Origin of the sequence: Streptomyces sp. NPDC006997 (assembly GCF_040635175.1) — a bacterium.
Classification (GTDB): Bacteria; Actinomycetota; Actinomycetes; order Streptomycetales; family Streptomycetaceae; genus Streptomyces.
This window is the reverse complement of sequence record NZ_JBEYHH010000036.1, coordinates 13,752-29,500: the sequence shown is the minus strand read 5'-3', so window position 1 is coordinate 29,500 and position 15,749 is coordinate 13,752. Positions and strand designations below refer to the sequence as shown.

Annotated in this window: 10 protein-coding genes; 5 read left to right on the top strand and 5 right to left on the bottom strand. The window is 70.3% G+C overall.

Translation table 11 applies throughout. The annotated features are described in order from the left end of the window. The first annotated feature begins 38 nt into the window (after positions 1–38). Positions 39–962 carry an ABC transporter permease gene (locus tag ABZ659_RS28940; protein WP_360225477.1) on the top strand — a complete coding sequence of 308 codons (924 nt, stop codon included), beginning with the start codon at positions 39–41 and terminating at the stop codon, positions 960–962. Further along, positions 955–1,842, top strand: coding sequence for an ABC transporter ATP-binding protein (locus ABZ659_RS28935; protein WP_360225475.1), 888 nt, complete (start codon positions 955–957; stop codon positions 1,840–1,842). The genes ABZ659_RS28940 and ABZ659_RS28935 overlap by 8 nt, the downstream gene beginning before the upstream one ends. Positions 1,843–1,935: 93 nt before the next feature. Here ABZ659_RS28935 and ABZ659_RS28930 read toward each other — a convergent pair whose 3' ends face one another. From ABZ659_RS28930 to ABZ659_RS28920, 3 genes are all read right to left on the bottom strand, one after another. Continuing rightward, a complete protein-coding gene (locus tag ABZ659_RS28930) occupies positions 1,936–6,873 on the bottom strand; it encodes an NAD-glutamate dehydrogenase (RefSeq protein ID WP_360225473.1) in 4,938 nt (1,645 codons plus the stop codon). A 754-nt stretch (positions 6,874–7,627) separates the two neighbouring features. Further along, entirely contained in the window at positions 7,628–8,296 is a 669-nt protein-coding gene (locus ABZ659_RS28925) for an HAD family hydrolase (protein WP_360225471.1), read from the bottom strand. Positions 8,297–8,354: 58 nt separating this feature from the next. Then, complete coding sequence (locus ABZ659_RS28920) at positions 8,355–8,870, bottom strand: hypothetical protein (protein WP_360225469.1); 516 nt, start codon at positions 8,868–8,870, stop codon at positions 8,355–8,357. Positions 8,871–9,152: 282 nt separating this feature from the next. On the opposite strand from ABZ659_RS28920, the gene ABZ659_RS28915 reads away from it, so the two are divergent. Next, the gene (locus ABZ659_RS28915) at positions 9,153–9,743 is read left to right on the top strand and encodes an Rv3235 family protein (RefSeq protein ID WP_360225467.1); all 591 of its coding nucleotides are present in this window, start codon (positions 9,153–9,155) and stop codon (positions 9,741–9,743) included. Between the two features lie 127 nt (positions 9,744–9,870). Here ABZ659_RS28915 and secA read toward each other — a convergent pair whose 3' ends face one another. Beyond that, positions 9,871–12,690 carry a preprotein translocase subunit SecA gene (gene secA, locus ABZ659_RS28910; RefSeq protein WP_360225465.1) on the bottom strand — a complete coding sequence of 940 codons (2,820 nt, stop codon included), beginning with the start codon at positions 12,688–12,690 and terminating at the stop codon, positions 9,871–9,873. A 259-nt stretch (positions 12,691–12,949) separates the two neighbouring features. Between secA and ABZ659_RS28905 the strand changes: the two genes are divergently transcribed. Both ABZ659_RS28905 and ABZ659_RS28900 read left to right on the top strand, forming a co-directional pair. Next, the gene (locus tag ABZ659_RS28905; RefSeq protein ID WP_360225463.1) at positions 12,950–13,522 is read left to right on the top strand and encodes a GNAT family N-acetyltransferase; all 573 of its coding nucleotides are present in this window, start codon (positions 12,950–12,952) and stop codon (positions 13,520–13,522) included. 93 nt (positions 13,523–13,615) lie between these two features. Continuing rightward, positions 13,616–14,788: a crosslink repair DNA glycosylase YcaQ family protein gene (locus ABZ659_RS28900; protein WP_360225461.1), complete on the top strand. Its 1,173-nt coding sequence runs from the start codon at positions 13,616–13,618 to the stop codon at positions 14,786–14,788. Between the two features lie 26 nt (positions 14,789–14,814). On the opposite strand, the gene ABZ659_RS28895 is transcribed toward ABZ659_RS28900, so the two are convergent. Beyond that, positions 14,815–15,561, bottom strand: a complete 747-nt coding sequence (locus ABZ659_RS28895; RefSeq protein ID WP_360225459.1) for a response regulator transcription factor — start codon at positions 15,559–15,561, stop codon at positions 14,815–14,817. Between the last annotated feature and the right edge of the window lie 188 nt (positions 15,562–15,749).

Below are 15,749 nucleotides of genomic sequence, written 5' to 3'. Positions count from 1 at the left end.
CCGCACCCCCCCCCACCCCCCGACCGAAAGCAGCGGAAGTGAGCCAGGTCCTCGACGCACCGCCCCGACCACCGGCCCCGGTCGCCCCCGAAGACGACCTCGCGGCGCTCGCCGCCCGCCACGGCCTCACCGTCAGCGGCGCCCGCCCCTCCCTGCCCGAGTACGTCCGCCAGCTGTGGGCGCGCCGCCACTTCATCACGGCGTTCTCCACCGCCAAGCTGACCGCGCAGTACAGCAAGGCCAAGCTGGGCCAGGTCTGGCAGGTCCTGACGCCGCTGCTGAACGCCGCCGTGTACTACCTGATCTTCGGCGTGCTGCTGCAGACCAGGCGGGGCGTACCGGACTACGTGCCGTTCCTGGTCACGGGCGTGTTCATCTGGACGTTCTCACAGAGTTCGATCCTGGCGGGCACCCGCGCCATCTCCGGCAACCTCGGCCTCGTCCGGGCGCTGCACTTCCCGCGGGCCGCGCTGCCGATCTCGTTCTGCCTCCAGCAGCTCCAGCAGCTGCTGTTCTCGATGGCGGCCCTGGTCGTGATCCTGCTGGCGTTCGGTGTGCCGGTGGCCGCGTCGTGGCTGCTGGCCGTCCCGGCGCTGGTACTCCAGTTCGCCTTCAACGCCGGCGTCTCGATGGTCATGGCCCGGCTGGGCGCGAAGACCCCGGACATCGCCCAGCTGATGCCGTTCGTCCTGCGCACCTGGATGTACGTCTCCGGCGTGATGTGGAGCATCGACCACCTGCTCAGCAGCCACGACGACCTGCCGTCCTGGGTGGGCCCGCTCCTCCAGGCGAACCCGGCCGCCGTCTACATCGACCTGATGCGCTTCGCGCTGATCGACAGCTTCACCGCCGCCCAGCTCCCGTCCCACGTCTGGCTGCTGGCGACGGGCTGGTCCCTGGTCGCCGGTGTCGGCGGCTTCATCTACTTCTGGAAGGCTGAGGAGACGTACGGCCGTGGCTGAGCACACCGAGGACAGGATCCCCACCGTCATCGCCGACGACGTCGACATCGTCTACCGCGTCAACGGCACCGGCGGCGGCCGGGGTTCGGCGACCGCCGCCCTCAACCGCATCCTGCGCCGCAAGCAGACCGAGAAGGCGTCGGGCGTGCGCACGGTGCACGCCGTGCGCGGGGTCTCCTTCGTCGCCTACAAGGGCGAGGCGATCGGCCTGATCGGCACCAACGGCTCCGGCAAGTCCACCCTGCTGAAGGCGGTCGCGGGACTGCTCCCGGTGGAGAGCGGCCGCATCTACACCGGCGGCCAGCCCTCCCTCCTCGGCGTCAACGCGGCCCTGATGAACGACCTCACCGGCGAGCGCAACGTCCACCTCGGCGGTCTCGCGATGGGCATGTCCCGGGAGCAGGTCAGGGAGCGCTACCAGGGCATCGTCGACTTCTCCGGCATCAACGAGAAGGGCGACTTCATCACCCTGCCGATGCGCACCTACTCCTCCGGCATGGCGGCCCGGCTGCGGTTCTCCATCGCCGCCGCCAAGGACCACGACGTCCTCCTCATCGACGAGGCGCTCGCCACCGGCGACGGCCGCTTCCGCAAGCGCTCCGAGGCCCGCATCCGCGAGCTGCGCAAGGAGGCGGGCACGGTGTTCCTGGTCAGCCACTCCAACAAGTCCATCCGCGACACCTGCGACCGCGTGCTCTGGCTGGAGCGCGGCGAGCTGCGCATGGACGGCCCGACCGAGGACGTACTGAAGGAGTACGAGGCGTTCACCGGCGACAAGCCGACCAAGCCCCGGCAGCGGCGCCAGGAAAGGCAGGATAGGCAGGGGAAGCAGGGGAAGCAGGAGGAGCCGGACACGGCGGCCGTGGCGACGGCGGGCTGACCGGCCGCAGCACCGCACCGCGACACCAGGGCGCCCGAGCCGATGACCGGCCCGGGCGCCCTGACCGTCGTAGGACGGACCGCGTGCGGAGGACTACGAATGCGTCCGCAGCAGGGTGCGCATCGTGCGCATCGCCACCGACAGGTTCGCCAGGTCGAAGGCGTCCGAGCCCTGGATCTCCTCCAGCGTGGTGCGCGCCCGGCTCAGGATGGGCGCGTTCTTCTGCTGCCACACCTCGAACCGCTGCTCCGGCGTCGAGGTGCCGTTGCCCACGGCGAGGACGTCCGCGGTGAGGGCGGCCTGGGCGGCGTACAGGTCCTCGCGGATGGCGGCGCGGGCCATGGACTGCCAGCGGTCGGCGCGGGGCAGCTCGATGATGCGGTCCATGAGCTGGCTGATGCCGAGCCGGTCGGCGAGGTCGTAGTAGACCTCGGCGACGTCCATCGGGTCCTTGCCCGTGCGGTCGGCCACCGAGACGATGTCGAGCGCCGGGAAGGCGGAGGAGAACCCGGCGACGCGGGTGGCGAGTTCGTCGGGGACACCGGCGCCCGTCAGCTCGTCGTAGATCTTCTGCCACCACTCCAGGTCCGCGCCGCGCATCAGCTTGGGCAGCGCGGACCAGACCTGGGCGACCCGGTCGGCGAAGAACTCGACGGTCTCGGCGATCTCCAGCGGCTGCGGCCGGTTGTTGAGCAGCCAGCGCGTGCCGCGCTCCACCAGACGGCGGGAGTGCAGCCGGATACGGGTCTGCACGGCGGCGTCGACCCTGGTGTCCAGGGCCTCCACGCCGTCCCACACCGCGGCGGCGCGGAAGATCACCCGGGCCGCCGTCTGCGCCCGCACGATCTCCTCCAGCGAGGCGCCGGTCTCCTCGCGCAGCCGGTGCAGATACGTCGTACCACCGGTGTTGACCGTGTCGTTGACCAGCACGGTCGTGGTGATCTCACGACGCAGCGGGTGGCTGTCGATCCGCTCGGCGAACCCTTCACGCAGCGCGGTCGGGAAGTACGTGTGCAGCAGTCCGCGCAGGTAGGGGTCGTCGGGCAGGGAGGTGCGCAGCAGCTCCTCCGCGACCGTGATCTTCGTGTACGCCAGCAGGACGGCCGTCTCCGGGCCGGTCAGGCCCTGCCCCGTGCCGAGGCGTTCGCGGATCTGGCGGTCGGTCGGCAGGAACTCCAGCGCCCGGTCGAGGTGGCCCTCGCGCACCAGGTGGCGCAGGAAGCGCTGCTGGGCGTGGAGCATGTCCTTGGACTGGGCGAGGGCGTTGGCGATGGCGGTGTTCTGCGCGTAGTTGTTGCGCAGGACGAGACGGCCGACCTCGTCGGTCATCTCGGCGAGCAGCTTGTTGCGCTGCTTGACGGTCATGTCGCCGTCGGTGACCAGGCCGTTGAGCAGGACCTTGATGTTCACCTCGTGGTCGGAGGTGTCCACGCCCGCGCTGTTGTCGATGGCGTCGGTGTTGACCTTGCCGCCCGCCTGCGCGAACTCGATCCGGCCGAGCTGGGTCAGCCCGAGGTTGCCGCCCTCACCGACGACCTTGACGCGCAGGTCGCAGCCGTCGACGCGGATGGCGTCGTTGGCCTTGTCGCCGACGTCGGCGTGGGACTCGCTGGCCGCCTTCACGTACGTACCGATGCCGCCGTTCCACAGCAGGTCCACCGGCGCCTTGAGGATCGCCCGCATCAGGTCGGCCGGGGTCAGCTTGGTGACGCCGGTCTCGATGCCGAGGGCCTCGCGGACGTGCGCGTTGACCGGGATGGCCTTGGCGGAGCGGGGGAAGACGCCGCCGCCCGCGGAGATCAGGCTGGTGTCGTAGTCGGCCCAGGAACTGCGCGGCAGTTCGAAGACGCGGCGCCGCTCGGCGTAGGAGGTGGCCGCGTCGGGGTTCGGGTCGATGAAGATGTGCCGGTGGTCGAAGGCGGCGACCAGCCGGATGTGCTCACTGAGCAGCATCCCGTTGCCGAACACGTCACCGGACATGTCACCGATGCCGACGACCGTGAAGTCCTCGCTCTGCGTGTCCACGTCCAGCTCACGGAAGTGCCGCTTGACGGACTCCCAGGCGCCGCGCGCGGTGATGCCCATGCCCTTGTGGTCGTAGCCCGCCGAGCCACCGGAGGCGAAGGCGTCCCCGAGCCAGAAGTTGTACGCCACCGCCACCTCGTTGGCGATGTCCGAGAACCTCGCCGTGCCCTTGTCGGCGGCGACGACGAGGTAGGTGTCGTCCTCGTCGTGCCGGACGACGTCCGCGGGCGGTACGACCTGGCCCGCCACCATGTTGTCGGTGATGTCGAGCAGCGCCGAGATGAACGTCTTGTACGCCGCCACGCCCTCCGCCAGCCAGGCGTCCCGGTCGACGGCCGGGTCCGGCAGGTGCTTGGCGACGAAGCCGCCCTTGGCGCCGACCGGCACGATGACGGTGTTCTTCACCATCTGCGCCTTGACCAGGCCGAGGATCTCGGTACGGAAGTCCTCCCGGCGGTCGGACCAGCGCAGCCCGCCGCGCGCGACCTTGCCGAAGCGCAGGTGCACGCCCTCGACGCGCGGGGAGTACACCCAGATCTCGAACGCCGGGCGCGGCGCGGGCAGGTCGGGGATGGCCTGCGGGTCGAACTTCATGGAGACGTAGTCGTGCGGCCTGCCGCCGCTGGCCTCCTGGAAGAAGTTGGTGCGCAGGGTCGCCTTGATGACGGTGAGGAAGGAGCGCAGGATGCGGTCCTCGTCGAGGGAGGCGACCTGGTCCAGCGCGGCGTCGAGTTCCTCCAGGAGCGCGTCGACGATCTCGTGCCCGGCGCGCTGCCGGTCCGGCGACATCCGCGCCTCGAACAGGGAGACGAGCAGCCGGGTGGTGTGGACGTTGTTGCGGAGGGTGTCCTCCATGTAGTCCTGGCTGAACGTCGAGTTCGCCTGCCGCAGGTACTTCGCGTACGCCCGCAGCACCACCGCCTGCCGCCAGGTCAGCCCGGCGCCCAGGACGAGCGCGTTGAAGCCGTCGTTCTCCGCCTTGCCGGTCCAGGTCGCGGCGAAGGCGTCCTGGAACCGCTCACGGGCGTCGTCGGCCAGGTAGTCGGTGACGGCGCCGCTCCTCGTCTTCGGCAGGCGCAGCCCGAAGTCGTAGATCCAGGCGTTGCTGCGGTCGGCGCAGCGCAGTTCGTACGGCCGCTCGTCGACGACCTCGACGCCGAGCCGGTTGAGCACCGGCAGGACCGCCGACAGGGAGATGGCCTCGCCCTTGCGGTAGATCTTGAAGCGGCGCTCCTCGGGGGCGGCGCCGACCGGTTCGTACAGGCTGAGCGCGAAGTCCCTGCCGTCGCCGAGCTGTTCGAGCTGGCCGAGGTCGGCGACGGCGGAGCGCGGGCTGTGGTCGGCCTTGTAGCCCTCGGCGAACGCGCCCGCGTACCGGCGCAGCAGCTCCGCCGCGCGCTCCTCACCGAACTCGGCGTTCAGCGCCTCCGCGAAGCCGTCCGCCCAGGAGCGGGCGGCCTCGACGAGGCGGGCCTCGATGCGCTCCTTGTCGGCGTCGGACAGCTCGGGCAGCTCGGTGCCCTGCGGCACCCGCACCACGAAGTGCAGCCGGGAGAGGATCGATTCGGTGTTCCAGGCGGTGAAGTCGACGCTGATGCCGTCGAGTTCCTCCTTGAGGATGTCGATGATCCGCAGGCGCACGCCGGTGGTGTAGCGGTCGCGCGGCAGGTAGACGAGGGCGGAGTAGTAGCGCCCGTACTCGTCCTGGCGCAGGTACAGCCGCAGCCTGCGCCGCTCCTGGAGGTAGAGCACGGAGGTGACGATCGACTGGAGCTCGTGCACGGGCGTCTGGAACAGTTCGTCGCGCGGGTAGGTCTCCAGGATCTGGAGCAGGTCGCGCCCGTCGTGGCTGTTCGGCGAGAACCCGGCGCGGCTGAGCACCTGCGCCACCTTCCGCCGGATCACGGGCACCCGGCGCACCGACTCGGTGTACGCGGCGGACGAGAACAGTCCGAGGAAGCGCCGCTCCCCGACGACGTTGCCCTGCTCGTCGAACTTCTTCACGCCGACGTAGTCCAGGTACGACGGCCGGTGGACGGTGGCGCGGCTGTTGGCCTTGGTCAGCACCAGCAGCTTGTGCTCGCGCGCCTTGGCGCGGGCGTCGGCGGGCAGCCGCTCGAAGGAGTGGCTGACGGGGTGGCTGTCGTCACCGGCGTGGTGCGGGTCGGAGCGCAGGATGCCGAGCCCGGTCCCGGCCACGGCGGCCAGCGAGTCGTCCTCGCGCAGCTGGTACTCGCGGTAGCCGAGGAAGGTGAAGTGGTCGTCCGCGAGCCAGCGCAGCAGCTCACGGGCCTCCTCCACCTCGGGCTCACCGAGGTCGGCGGGCGCGGGCTCCCTGGGCAGTCCGTCGGCGAGGCGCACGGCGGCGTCCCGCATCTTGCCCCAGTCCTCGACGGCCTCCCGTACGTCCGACAGGACGCGCAGCAGATCGGCGGTGATCTGCTTCAGGTCGGCCCGGTCCGTCTCGCGGTCGATCTCGACGTGGATCCACGACTCGATGTGCGCGTCGTGCGGCAGCTCGGTCTCGTGGGGTGCCGTGGCGAGGAGTTCGATCAGCCGCCCGGTGACGTCGCGCCGGACGACGACCTGCGGGTGGATGACGACGTGGATGCCGCGGCCCTGCCGGGTCAGCTCGTTGGTGACCGAGTCGACGAGGAACGGCATGTCGTCCGTGACCACCTCGACGACGGAGTGGCTGCACGTCCAGCCGTTCTCCTCCACGGTCGGGGTGTGCACGCGCACGCTGGCGGTGCCCTGGGGGCGGTTCTCGGCCAGTCGGTAGTGGGAGTAGGCGGCACCGAAGATGTCGACCGGGTCGCGGTCGCCGAGGTCCTCGGGTGCGGTGTGCAGGTAGTAGCGCTGGAGGAACGCGAGTACGGCATCCGGGTCCGGATCGCCGCCCTCCGTCGTCCCAGTCGGTAGGTACCCCCCGACCGGGCTGTTCTCAGCTACCCGGGCGGCCCGATCGAGCAGCTCGGCCTTGGCTTCGTCCAGCTTGGTCTGCATTGTCCTCTGGCTCCTGTCGCGCGCCGTTGCGTGACGTAGAAGGAAGTACGGCCTCTGCCCTTCCGACGACGCGACGCCGTGACGCGGGGTCTCCGGTCCGTACCGACGCTATGCCGCAAGGGGAGAAGAGCGGGGGAGAATCGGCCATCCTCGGCCACTGCACCGCCGGCGACGCCTTCGTATACGACGCCAGCCGGGCCCCAGCCCGCCCGCGGGGACCAGCGACCGCCGCCCGGTCACGGACATCGTCCGTGCGCTCCGGGCGCAGGGCAGAGGCGCCATCGCCCCCGCGAACTATCGCGCTGATCACGCCACCAAGGCTATCGCTCCCTCCCGCCCCCTCGTCATGAGCCGTATGTGTACAAAACCAGCCCGGGAACTTTGACGTTCTGCACAGGGTGAAACCGGCCCTGGAGTGTGGTGGGACCACGAACGCGGTGGTTGCCGTCGCGGCGTCCGTACCGCGCTCTGTGCCCGCGCCCACGCCCTTCCGGGAACACAGCTCTCCCGGTGCGTCCCCTTGGCGACCCCCGGCTCCGGAGGCACGTCGCCAAGGAGGACAGCACCCCGGAGGCAGCCATGACCGACTCCGAGACGGCCGTGGACGGCACCCTGGTCTCGGCCCGGGCCTGGCCGGACCACCTGGATGCGGGAGTTCCTGACGGTACTGAGGGCCAAGGCACCCCTGACCGAGAATCCCCGGCGCCCCACGACCGCGCGGGTCAGAGGCGCCCCGCAGGCGGCCCGGGCAGCCTCACGCCGCCATCCGCTCCGCCTCCACCACGGCCTCCGCCAGCGTGTCCACCACGGGCACACCCGCGGACTCCAGGCTGGCCCGACTGTGCGACCCGCCGGTGTACAGCACGGCCCGCGCCCCCACGTGCAACGCCGCCACCGCGTCGTCCGCGGCGTCCCCGATCACCACGGTCCGGTCCGGCGACACCGCCCCGTCCAGCGCCCGGAGGTGCCGCACCATGTGCTCGGCCTTGCTGCCACCGGACGGCCCGGTCCGCCCGTCCACCCGTATGAAGTGGGTCTCGATCCCGAACCCCCGCACCAGCGGCAGCAGCTCCTCGTGCCCGTACATGCTCAGCAGCGACTGGCTACGCCCCGCCGACCGCCACTCCGCCAGCAGCTCCGCCACGCCCTCGGTGAGCCCGCACCGCGCCCGCTCCTCGGTGTAGTACCGGTGGAAGGTCGCGTCCATGACCTCCCACTCGGCGTCGGTCGGCAGCCGCCCCATCAACCGCTCGTAGAACTTCGGCACCGGCACGCAGTACAGCGCCCGGTACCGCTCCATGGTGATCGGTTCCAGCCCCAGCTCGGCGAAGGCCGCGTTCGTCGCCCCGATGATCGCGTCATTGTCGTGGAACAGCGTGCCGTTCCAGTCCCACACAATGTGCGCGGCGTTCTGCATCCCCATGACGGAGAACGTACCCGCCACCACTGACAACCAGAACCACTCGCCCGAGACGGGCGGCTCAGTCCCCCAGCCCGACCAGGTTCACGATCTCCTGCGTCGCGTACCACAGCAGTTCGTGGTCGTCGGCCCCGTCCACGGTGGACTGGGCACCGTCGTCCCCGCCGTCCGCGGCCTCCAGCGCGTCCGCCGCCGCGGCCACGTCCGCCGCCGCGTCCTCCGCGTCGACATGCACCGCGGCGGCCTTGGCCAGCGCGACGCCGCCCGCGACCCGCACCTCACCGAGCGCCGCCGGATCCGGGCCGGGGCGGGGATCGGCCGTCGCGGCGCCGTCCGCCACGTCCACGGCGACCACGACCCGCCGCCGCGGCGCCCCCGGATCCGCCGCGAGCAGCCGCAGAGAGGCGAGCGCGGCACGGGTCAGCGCGGCGTACTCCAGCTCCTCGACGTCGTCGGAGAGGTACCACTCGCGCAACGCGGGCGTCACGGCGTAGGCGGTGAACGGCCCGGTCCCCAGCTCACCCGTCTTGTGGGCCTCGGCGAGCCCGGGGAGGGTCAGGGGGACGTAGACGCGCATGTCTGGCCGCTTTCGTGGTCGGGTCGAAGGGCCTTCAGGATACGTCCGGATGTCCCCTTTCGGGTTCCCGTCTCCGGCCCCGGAGGCGTCCATTCCGGCCATCGGAATTCACCCCCGACACCCCCACCACCTGGGCCTTCCGCCACATGACCACCCAGAAGGGTGAAACCGACCACCTCGAGACGCACCTCATCACGTCCTTGCCGCCGCCCTCCCTCTCCCGTACAAGATCACCACAGCAAGTTACTGCCCGGTATCACCGGGCCGCCGAAACGGGGACCCATGTACAAGCTCACGACAAGGACCGTCGGCACCGCGACCCTCGCCGAACCCCCCACCGCCACCCTCACCACACCCACCGCCCCCCGCACCCGCCGCACACCCCAAGCCGCCGCCACCACCTCGCGCCCACCCAGCCGCCGCGACTCCCGCCGTCCCACCGGCCCCTCCCGCAGCGGCCCCACCGACGGCCGCCCGCCCACGACCCCACGCCACGCCACCTCCCGGGCCACCACCCGCCCCCGCCCCACCGACGTCTTCGCCGACCGCCTCCTCGCCGTCCTCAGCGGCAGGCGTCCCGTCCACTGGATGCTCGGCCAGACCGCCGGCCGCGCCTACGACGAACTGACCCACCTCGCGGAGCACGGCCCCCTGCGCCCCCTCACGGGCGCCCGCACCGCCCACCCGGTCATCCGGGACGTCGGCTACTTCGAGCCCCGTCCCGGCGCCCTGGAAGCCTTCGCCCGCGTCCTCACCGGCGACCGGCTGCGCGCCATGGCCTTCCGTCTGGAACTGGGCCACGACCTGCGCTGGCGCTGCACGGCCGTGGAACTCGACGGCCCCCGCCCACCCCACCGCGGACACGAAGCCTGACACCCCCCTGCCACCAGGCACGCCACATGCCGGTGGGCCGGGCACCCTCAGGATGCCCGGCCCACCGGTCGGCTTCAGCGCCCCACGCGGAGCGCCCACGCGCCGCAGCGCGGCACGTGACTTCATGTCACTTCTTGCGACGCCGCCCACCACGGGACTGCTTGCGCCGCTCCGCCCGCGTGAGACCGTCGGCCGACGAACGGACCGGCTCCGGCTCCTCGTCGCTGGGCAGGTCACCCTCGACGACACCGCCCTCACCGTCCACGGTCGGCGCGGAGAAGTGCAGCCGCTCCCGGCGCTGCGGGGCCTCCAGGCCCTTGGCGCGGATCTCCGGACGCCCGCCCGTCTGCGCGGGCACCGCGTCCTGCTTCTCCAGCGACGGCGCGGCGTCCTCGACCGGGACCTCCTCGACCTGCTGCTCGACCTGGACCTCCAGGTTGAACAGGTAGCCGACGGACTCCTCCTTGATGCCCTCCATCATGGCGGTGAACATGTCGAAGCCCTCGCGCTGGTACTCCACCAGCGGGTCCTTCTGCGCCATCGCGCGCAGGCCGATGCCCTCCTGGAGGTAGTCCATCTCGTAGAGGTGCTCACGCCACTTGCGGTCCAGGACCGACAGCACGACCCGGCGCTCCAGCTCACGCATGATCTCGGAGCCGAGCTGCGCCTCGCGCGCCTCGTACTGCTCGTGGATGTCGTCCTTGATGGACTCGGCGATGTACTCGGCGGTGAGACCCGCCCGGTCCCCGGCCGCCTCCTCCAGCTCCTCGACGGTGATCTTCACCGGGTAGAGCTGCTTGAACGCGCCCCACAGCCGGTCCAGGTCCCACTCCTCCGCGAACCCCTCGGCGGTCTCCGCGGCGACGTAGGCGTCGATCGTGTCGTCCATGAAGTGCTGCACCTGCTCGTGCAGGTCCTCACCCTCCAGGACCCGGCGCCGCTCGCCGTAGATGACCTCACGCTGGCGGTTGAGGACCTCGTCGTACTTCAGGACGTTCTTACGGGTCTCGAAGTTCTGCTGCTCGACCTGCGACTGGGCGGACGCGATCGCGCGGGTGACCATCTTGTTCTCGATCGGCACGTCGTCGGGGACGTTCGCCATCGACATCACGCGCTCGACCATCTGGGCCTTGAACAGCCGCATCAGGTCATCGCCCAGGGAGAGGTAGAAGCGGGACTCACCCGGGTCGCCCTGACGGCCGGAACGACCGCGGAGCTGGTTGTCGATACGGCGCGACTCGTGCCGCTCGGTGCCGAGCACGTAGAGACCGCCGAGCGCCTCGACCTCGTCCTTCTCGGCCTTGACGGCCTGCTCGGCACGCTCCAGGGCGGCGGGCAGGGCCGCGGCCCACTCCTCGATGTGCTCCTCCGGGTCGAGGCCGCGCTGGCGCAGCTCCGCCTCGGCGAGGTCCTCGGGGTTGCCGCCGAGCTTGATGTCCGTACCACGACCGGCCATGTTCGTGGCGACCGTGACGGCGCCCTTGCGTCCGGCCTGGGCGACGATCGTCGCCTCCCGGTCGTGCTGTTTGGCGTTGAGCACCTCGTGCTGCACACCGCGCTTGCTGAGCTGCTGCGAGAGGTACTCGGACTTCTCGACCGAGGTGGTGCCGACGAGGATCGGCTGACCCTTCTCGTGCTTCTCGGCGATGTCGTCGACGACCGCGTCGAACTTGGCGACCTCGGTGCGGTAGATCAGGTCCGACTGGTCCTTGCGGATCATCGGCCGGTTGGTCGGGATGGGCACCACGCCGAGCTTGTAGATCTGCTGGAACTCGGCGGCCTCGGTCATCGCCGTACCGGTCATGCCGGACAGCTTCTTGTAGAGGCGGAAGAAGTTCTGGAGGGTGATCGTGGCGAGCGTCTGGTTCTCGTCCTTGATCGGTACCGCTTCCTTGGCCTCGATCGCCTGGTGCATCCCCTCGTTGTAGCGGCGGCCCGCGAGGATACGACCGGTGTGCTCGTCGACGATCATGACCTCGTCGTCGATGACGACGTAGTCCTTGTCCTTCTTGAAGAGTTCCTTGGCCTTGATGGCGTTGTTCAGGTAACCCACGAGCGGCGTGTTCACCGACTCGTACAGGTTGTCGATGCCCAGCCAGTCCTCGACCTTGCTGACGCCGGACTCGTGGATGGCGACCGTGCGCTTCTTCTCGTCGACGTCGTAGTCGCCGGTCTCCTCGATGCCCTTCAGGGGCTGCCCGGCCTCACCGCGCTTGAGGCGCTTGACCAGCTTGGCGAAGTCGCCGTACCACTTCGTGGCCTGGTCGGCGGGGCCGGAGATGATCAGCGGCGTACGGGCCTCGTCGACGAGGATCGAGTCGACCTCGTCGACGATGGCGAAGTTGTGGCCGCGCTGGACCAGTTCGTCCTTCGACCAGGCCATGTTGTCGCGCAGGTAGTCGAAGCCGAACTCGTTGTTCGTGCCGTAGGTGATGTCGCACGCGTACTGCTCGCGGCGCTGCGCGGGCGTCATGTTGGCGAGGATGCAGCCGACCTCGAGGCCCAGGAACTTGTGGACGCGGCCCATCATCTCCGAGTCACGCTCGGCCAGGTAGTCGTTGACCGTGATGATGTGGACGCCGTTGCCGGAGAGGCCGTTCAGATATGCGGGCAGGGTGCCGACCAGGGTCTTGCCCTCACCGGTCTTCATCTCCGCCACGTAACCCAGGTGCAGGGCCGCGCCGCCCATCAGCTGGACGTCGTAGTGCCGCTGGCCCAGGACGCGCTTGGCGGCCTCACGCACGGTGGCGAACGCCTCGGGCAGCAGGTCGTCGAGGCTCTCACCGTCGGCGTAGCGCTGCTTGTACTCGTCCGTGAGGGCCCGCAGCTCAGCGTCGGAGAGGTCGACGAAGTCCTCTTCGATGGAGTTGACCTGGTCCGCGATGCGGTGCAGCTTGCGCAGGATCTTGCCTTCGCCTGCACGCATGATCTTCGAGAGGACGGACACGGGGGTTGGTCTCCTTGCCGGTCGGGCCTGGCACGGTCGGTTTCCGTTTTGACTTACTGAGCAACGGCCATCGTATGCGAGGACCCGGCCGCGCCGGGAGGTCTGCCGTGACGACGACAATGCGCTGTTTCCAAGGGGACAACGTCCGGGCCGCCCGGATAGTGCCGCACCACCCCGACGGATTGACGGAACGTGACCACACGCGCACCCACCGTCGCGCACATGGCGTCCCCGCCCCGTCCCCCGACAGAATCGGCCGATGGACCCCGTCAGACTCACCACCCCACGCCTCGTCCTCCGCACGGTGGACTCCGACGACACCGACGCCGTGTACGCCGCCGCCCAGGACCCCGACATCCAGCGCTGGACGACCATCCCCTCGCCCTACCTCCACGAGCACGCCGAGAGCTTCACCCGCCAACTCGTCCCCGAGGGCTGGGCCAACGGCACCATGTTCACCTTCGGCGTCTTCCTCCCGCACGGCCCCCTGACGGGCATGATCGGCATCACCATGCGCTCCCTCGGCGTCGCCGAGATCGGCTTCTGGGCCGCCAGGGAACACCGTGGCCACGGCTACACCACCGAGGCCACCGTCGCCGCCAGCCGCTGGGCCTTCACCCACCTCGCCGTCGACCGCATGGAATGGCGCGCCGAGGTCGGCAACCACGCCTCCCGCGCGGTCGCCAGGAACGCCGGATTCACCCTGGAGGGCACCCTCCGCTCAGCCCTCAACAACAAGGGCACCCGCCGGGACTCGTGGGTGGCGTCCCTGCTCCCCTCGGACCTGAACCTCCCCTCGACGTCCCCGTACCTCCCCCGTACGACGGCATGACCTCCTAGCCGCACACCCCCCACCACCGCCCCCTCACCCCCGACCCGGGCACCGGACCCCCCACTGTCAGTGCCGCCCTCTATCGTGCCGACCATGACCACCCCGCGCCCCGCCACCACCCTCAGCGCAGCAGACGCCCGCCGCATCGCCCTACGGGCCCAGGGCTTCCTGGGCGCCCCCAACCGCCGCGCAGGCGCCCGAGGCGTCCTGCGCCACCTGGGCGCGGTCCAGCTGGACACCATCTCCGTCCTCGCCCGCTCCCACGAACTGGTCCCCTACGCCCGCCTCGGCGCCATAGGCCGCACCACGGTCGAGCACGCCTACTGGAAGGACACCCACGCCTTCGAGTACTGGTCGCACGCCGCCTGCATCCTCCCCATCGAGGAGTGGCCGCACTTCGCCTTCCGCCGCCGCGCCTACCGCGACCGCCCGCACTGGAACCACGAACTCCCCGACGGCGCATACGACCAGGTCATCAAGCAGCTCCGCACCGAAGGCCCCCTCACCGCGACCGAACTCGGCGGCGCGAAACGCACCAGCGAGTGGTGGGACTGGTCCGGCTCGAAGGTCGCCGTGGAGCGCGCGCTGATGTACGGCGAGGTGGTCTGCGTGGAGCGCCGTGGCTGGAAGCGCGTCTACGACCTCGCGGAGCGTGCCATCCCGGCGCACCTCCTGCACGACGACCTGGACGACGCCGAGTGCCTCCGCCGCCTCGTCCGCCTGGCGGGCGAGGCCCTGGGCGTCGGCACCCGCGCGGACATCGCCGACTACCACCGGCTGAAGGCGGAACAGGTCGACGCGGTGATCGCGGACTCCGGCCTGGTCCCGGTCACCGTCGAGGGCTGGGGCAAGCCCGCCTGGGCGGATCCGGCGGCCCTGGCGACACCTCCGCGCGGGCGCCACCGTACGACGCTGCTGTCCCCCTTCGACTCCCTGATCTGGGAACGCGCCCGCACCGAGCGGATCTTCGGCTTCACCCACCGCCTGGAGGCCTACGTCCCCAAGCCGAAGCGGGTGCACGGCTACTTCGCGATGCCCGTCCTGGCGGGCGGCCAGCTGGTGGGCCGCGTGGACCCGGCCCGTGAGGGCCGCACCCTGGTGGCCAAGCAGGTCACCCTGGACGGCGTGAAGGCGGCCCCGGCGGTCGCCCAGGCCCTGGTCGAGGCGGCGACCTGGGTGGACTGCACGGACGTACGCGTCGAGCGAGTGAGCGCCCCGGAACTACGCGAACCCCTCGTCAGGGAGTTGTCCCAGGCCCTCACCTGAGCCGGAGCCTGAGCCTGAAGTCGCCGTCACCGGATCTCGAGGATCTTCTCCCGCATCGCGTACACCACGGCCTCCATCCTGGAGTGCAGTTGCAGCTTCTCCAGGATGTTGCGCACATGGTTCTTCACGGTGTTCTCAGAGATGAACAACTCCTTGGCGATGTCCCGGTTGTTCATCCCCGTGGCGACGAGCTTCAGCACCTCCAGCTCACGGTCGGTGAGCCGCGGCGCCGGGACGAGCCTGCGCTCGTCGGTCCGCTGGATCATCGACTTGAACTCGGTGAGCAGCTTCGACGCCATGGACGGGCTGATCTGCGACTGCCCGTCGGCCACCGCGCGAATCGCCGTGGCCACCTCGTCCGTCGAGATCTCCTTCAGCAGGTAACCGGTCGCGCCCGCCTTGATGGCGTCGTAGAGATCCGCTTCCTCGTCACTGATCGTCAGCATGATGATCTTCGCGCTCGGCGCGACCTCCTTGATGGAGGTGCACGCCTCGATCCCGCCCCGTTTCGGCATCCGTACGTCCATCAGGATGATGTCGGGAAGCAGGTCCGCCGCCTTCTCCACGGCCTCGGCCCCGTCGCCCGCCTCACCGACGACCTGGATGTCCTCCTCGGCCGCGAGCACGATCTCCAGGCCACGACGGAAGAGGGCGTGGTCGTCCACGACCAGGACACGGATGGGCTCCGTGCGTGAAGAGCCCGCTTCCGGGCCCATGCCCACGGCGCCGCGGTCGGCGTCCCCGTCATGCATCGGTCCGAAGGTGTCCGCCATCGTTCCTCCCCCTGAAGGCTGTGGCCCGTGGTCCCGTGCCATCGCCAACCCAAGGCAACGGCCCACCGGTTGGGCCATTGCCACCATGATTCCATGCCCGGACGGCACCCCGGTGACAGCGGTGGGCGAACTCGTCGCACGCCGGTGCCCCTGGGGGCGCACACGCACTCCAGGGGCACCGGATCAGC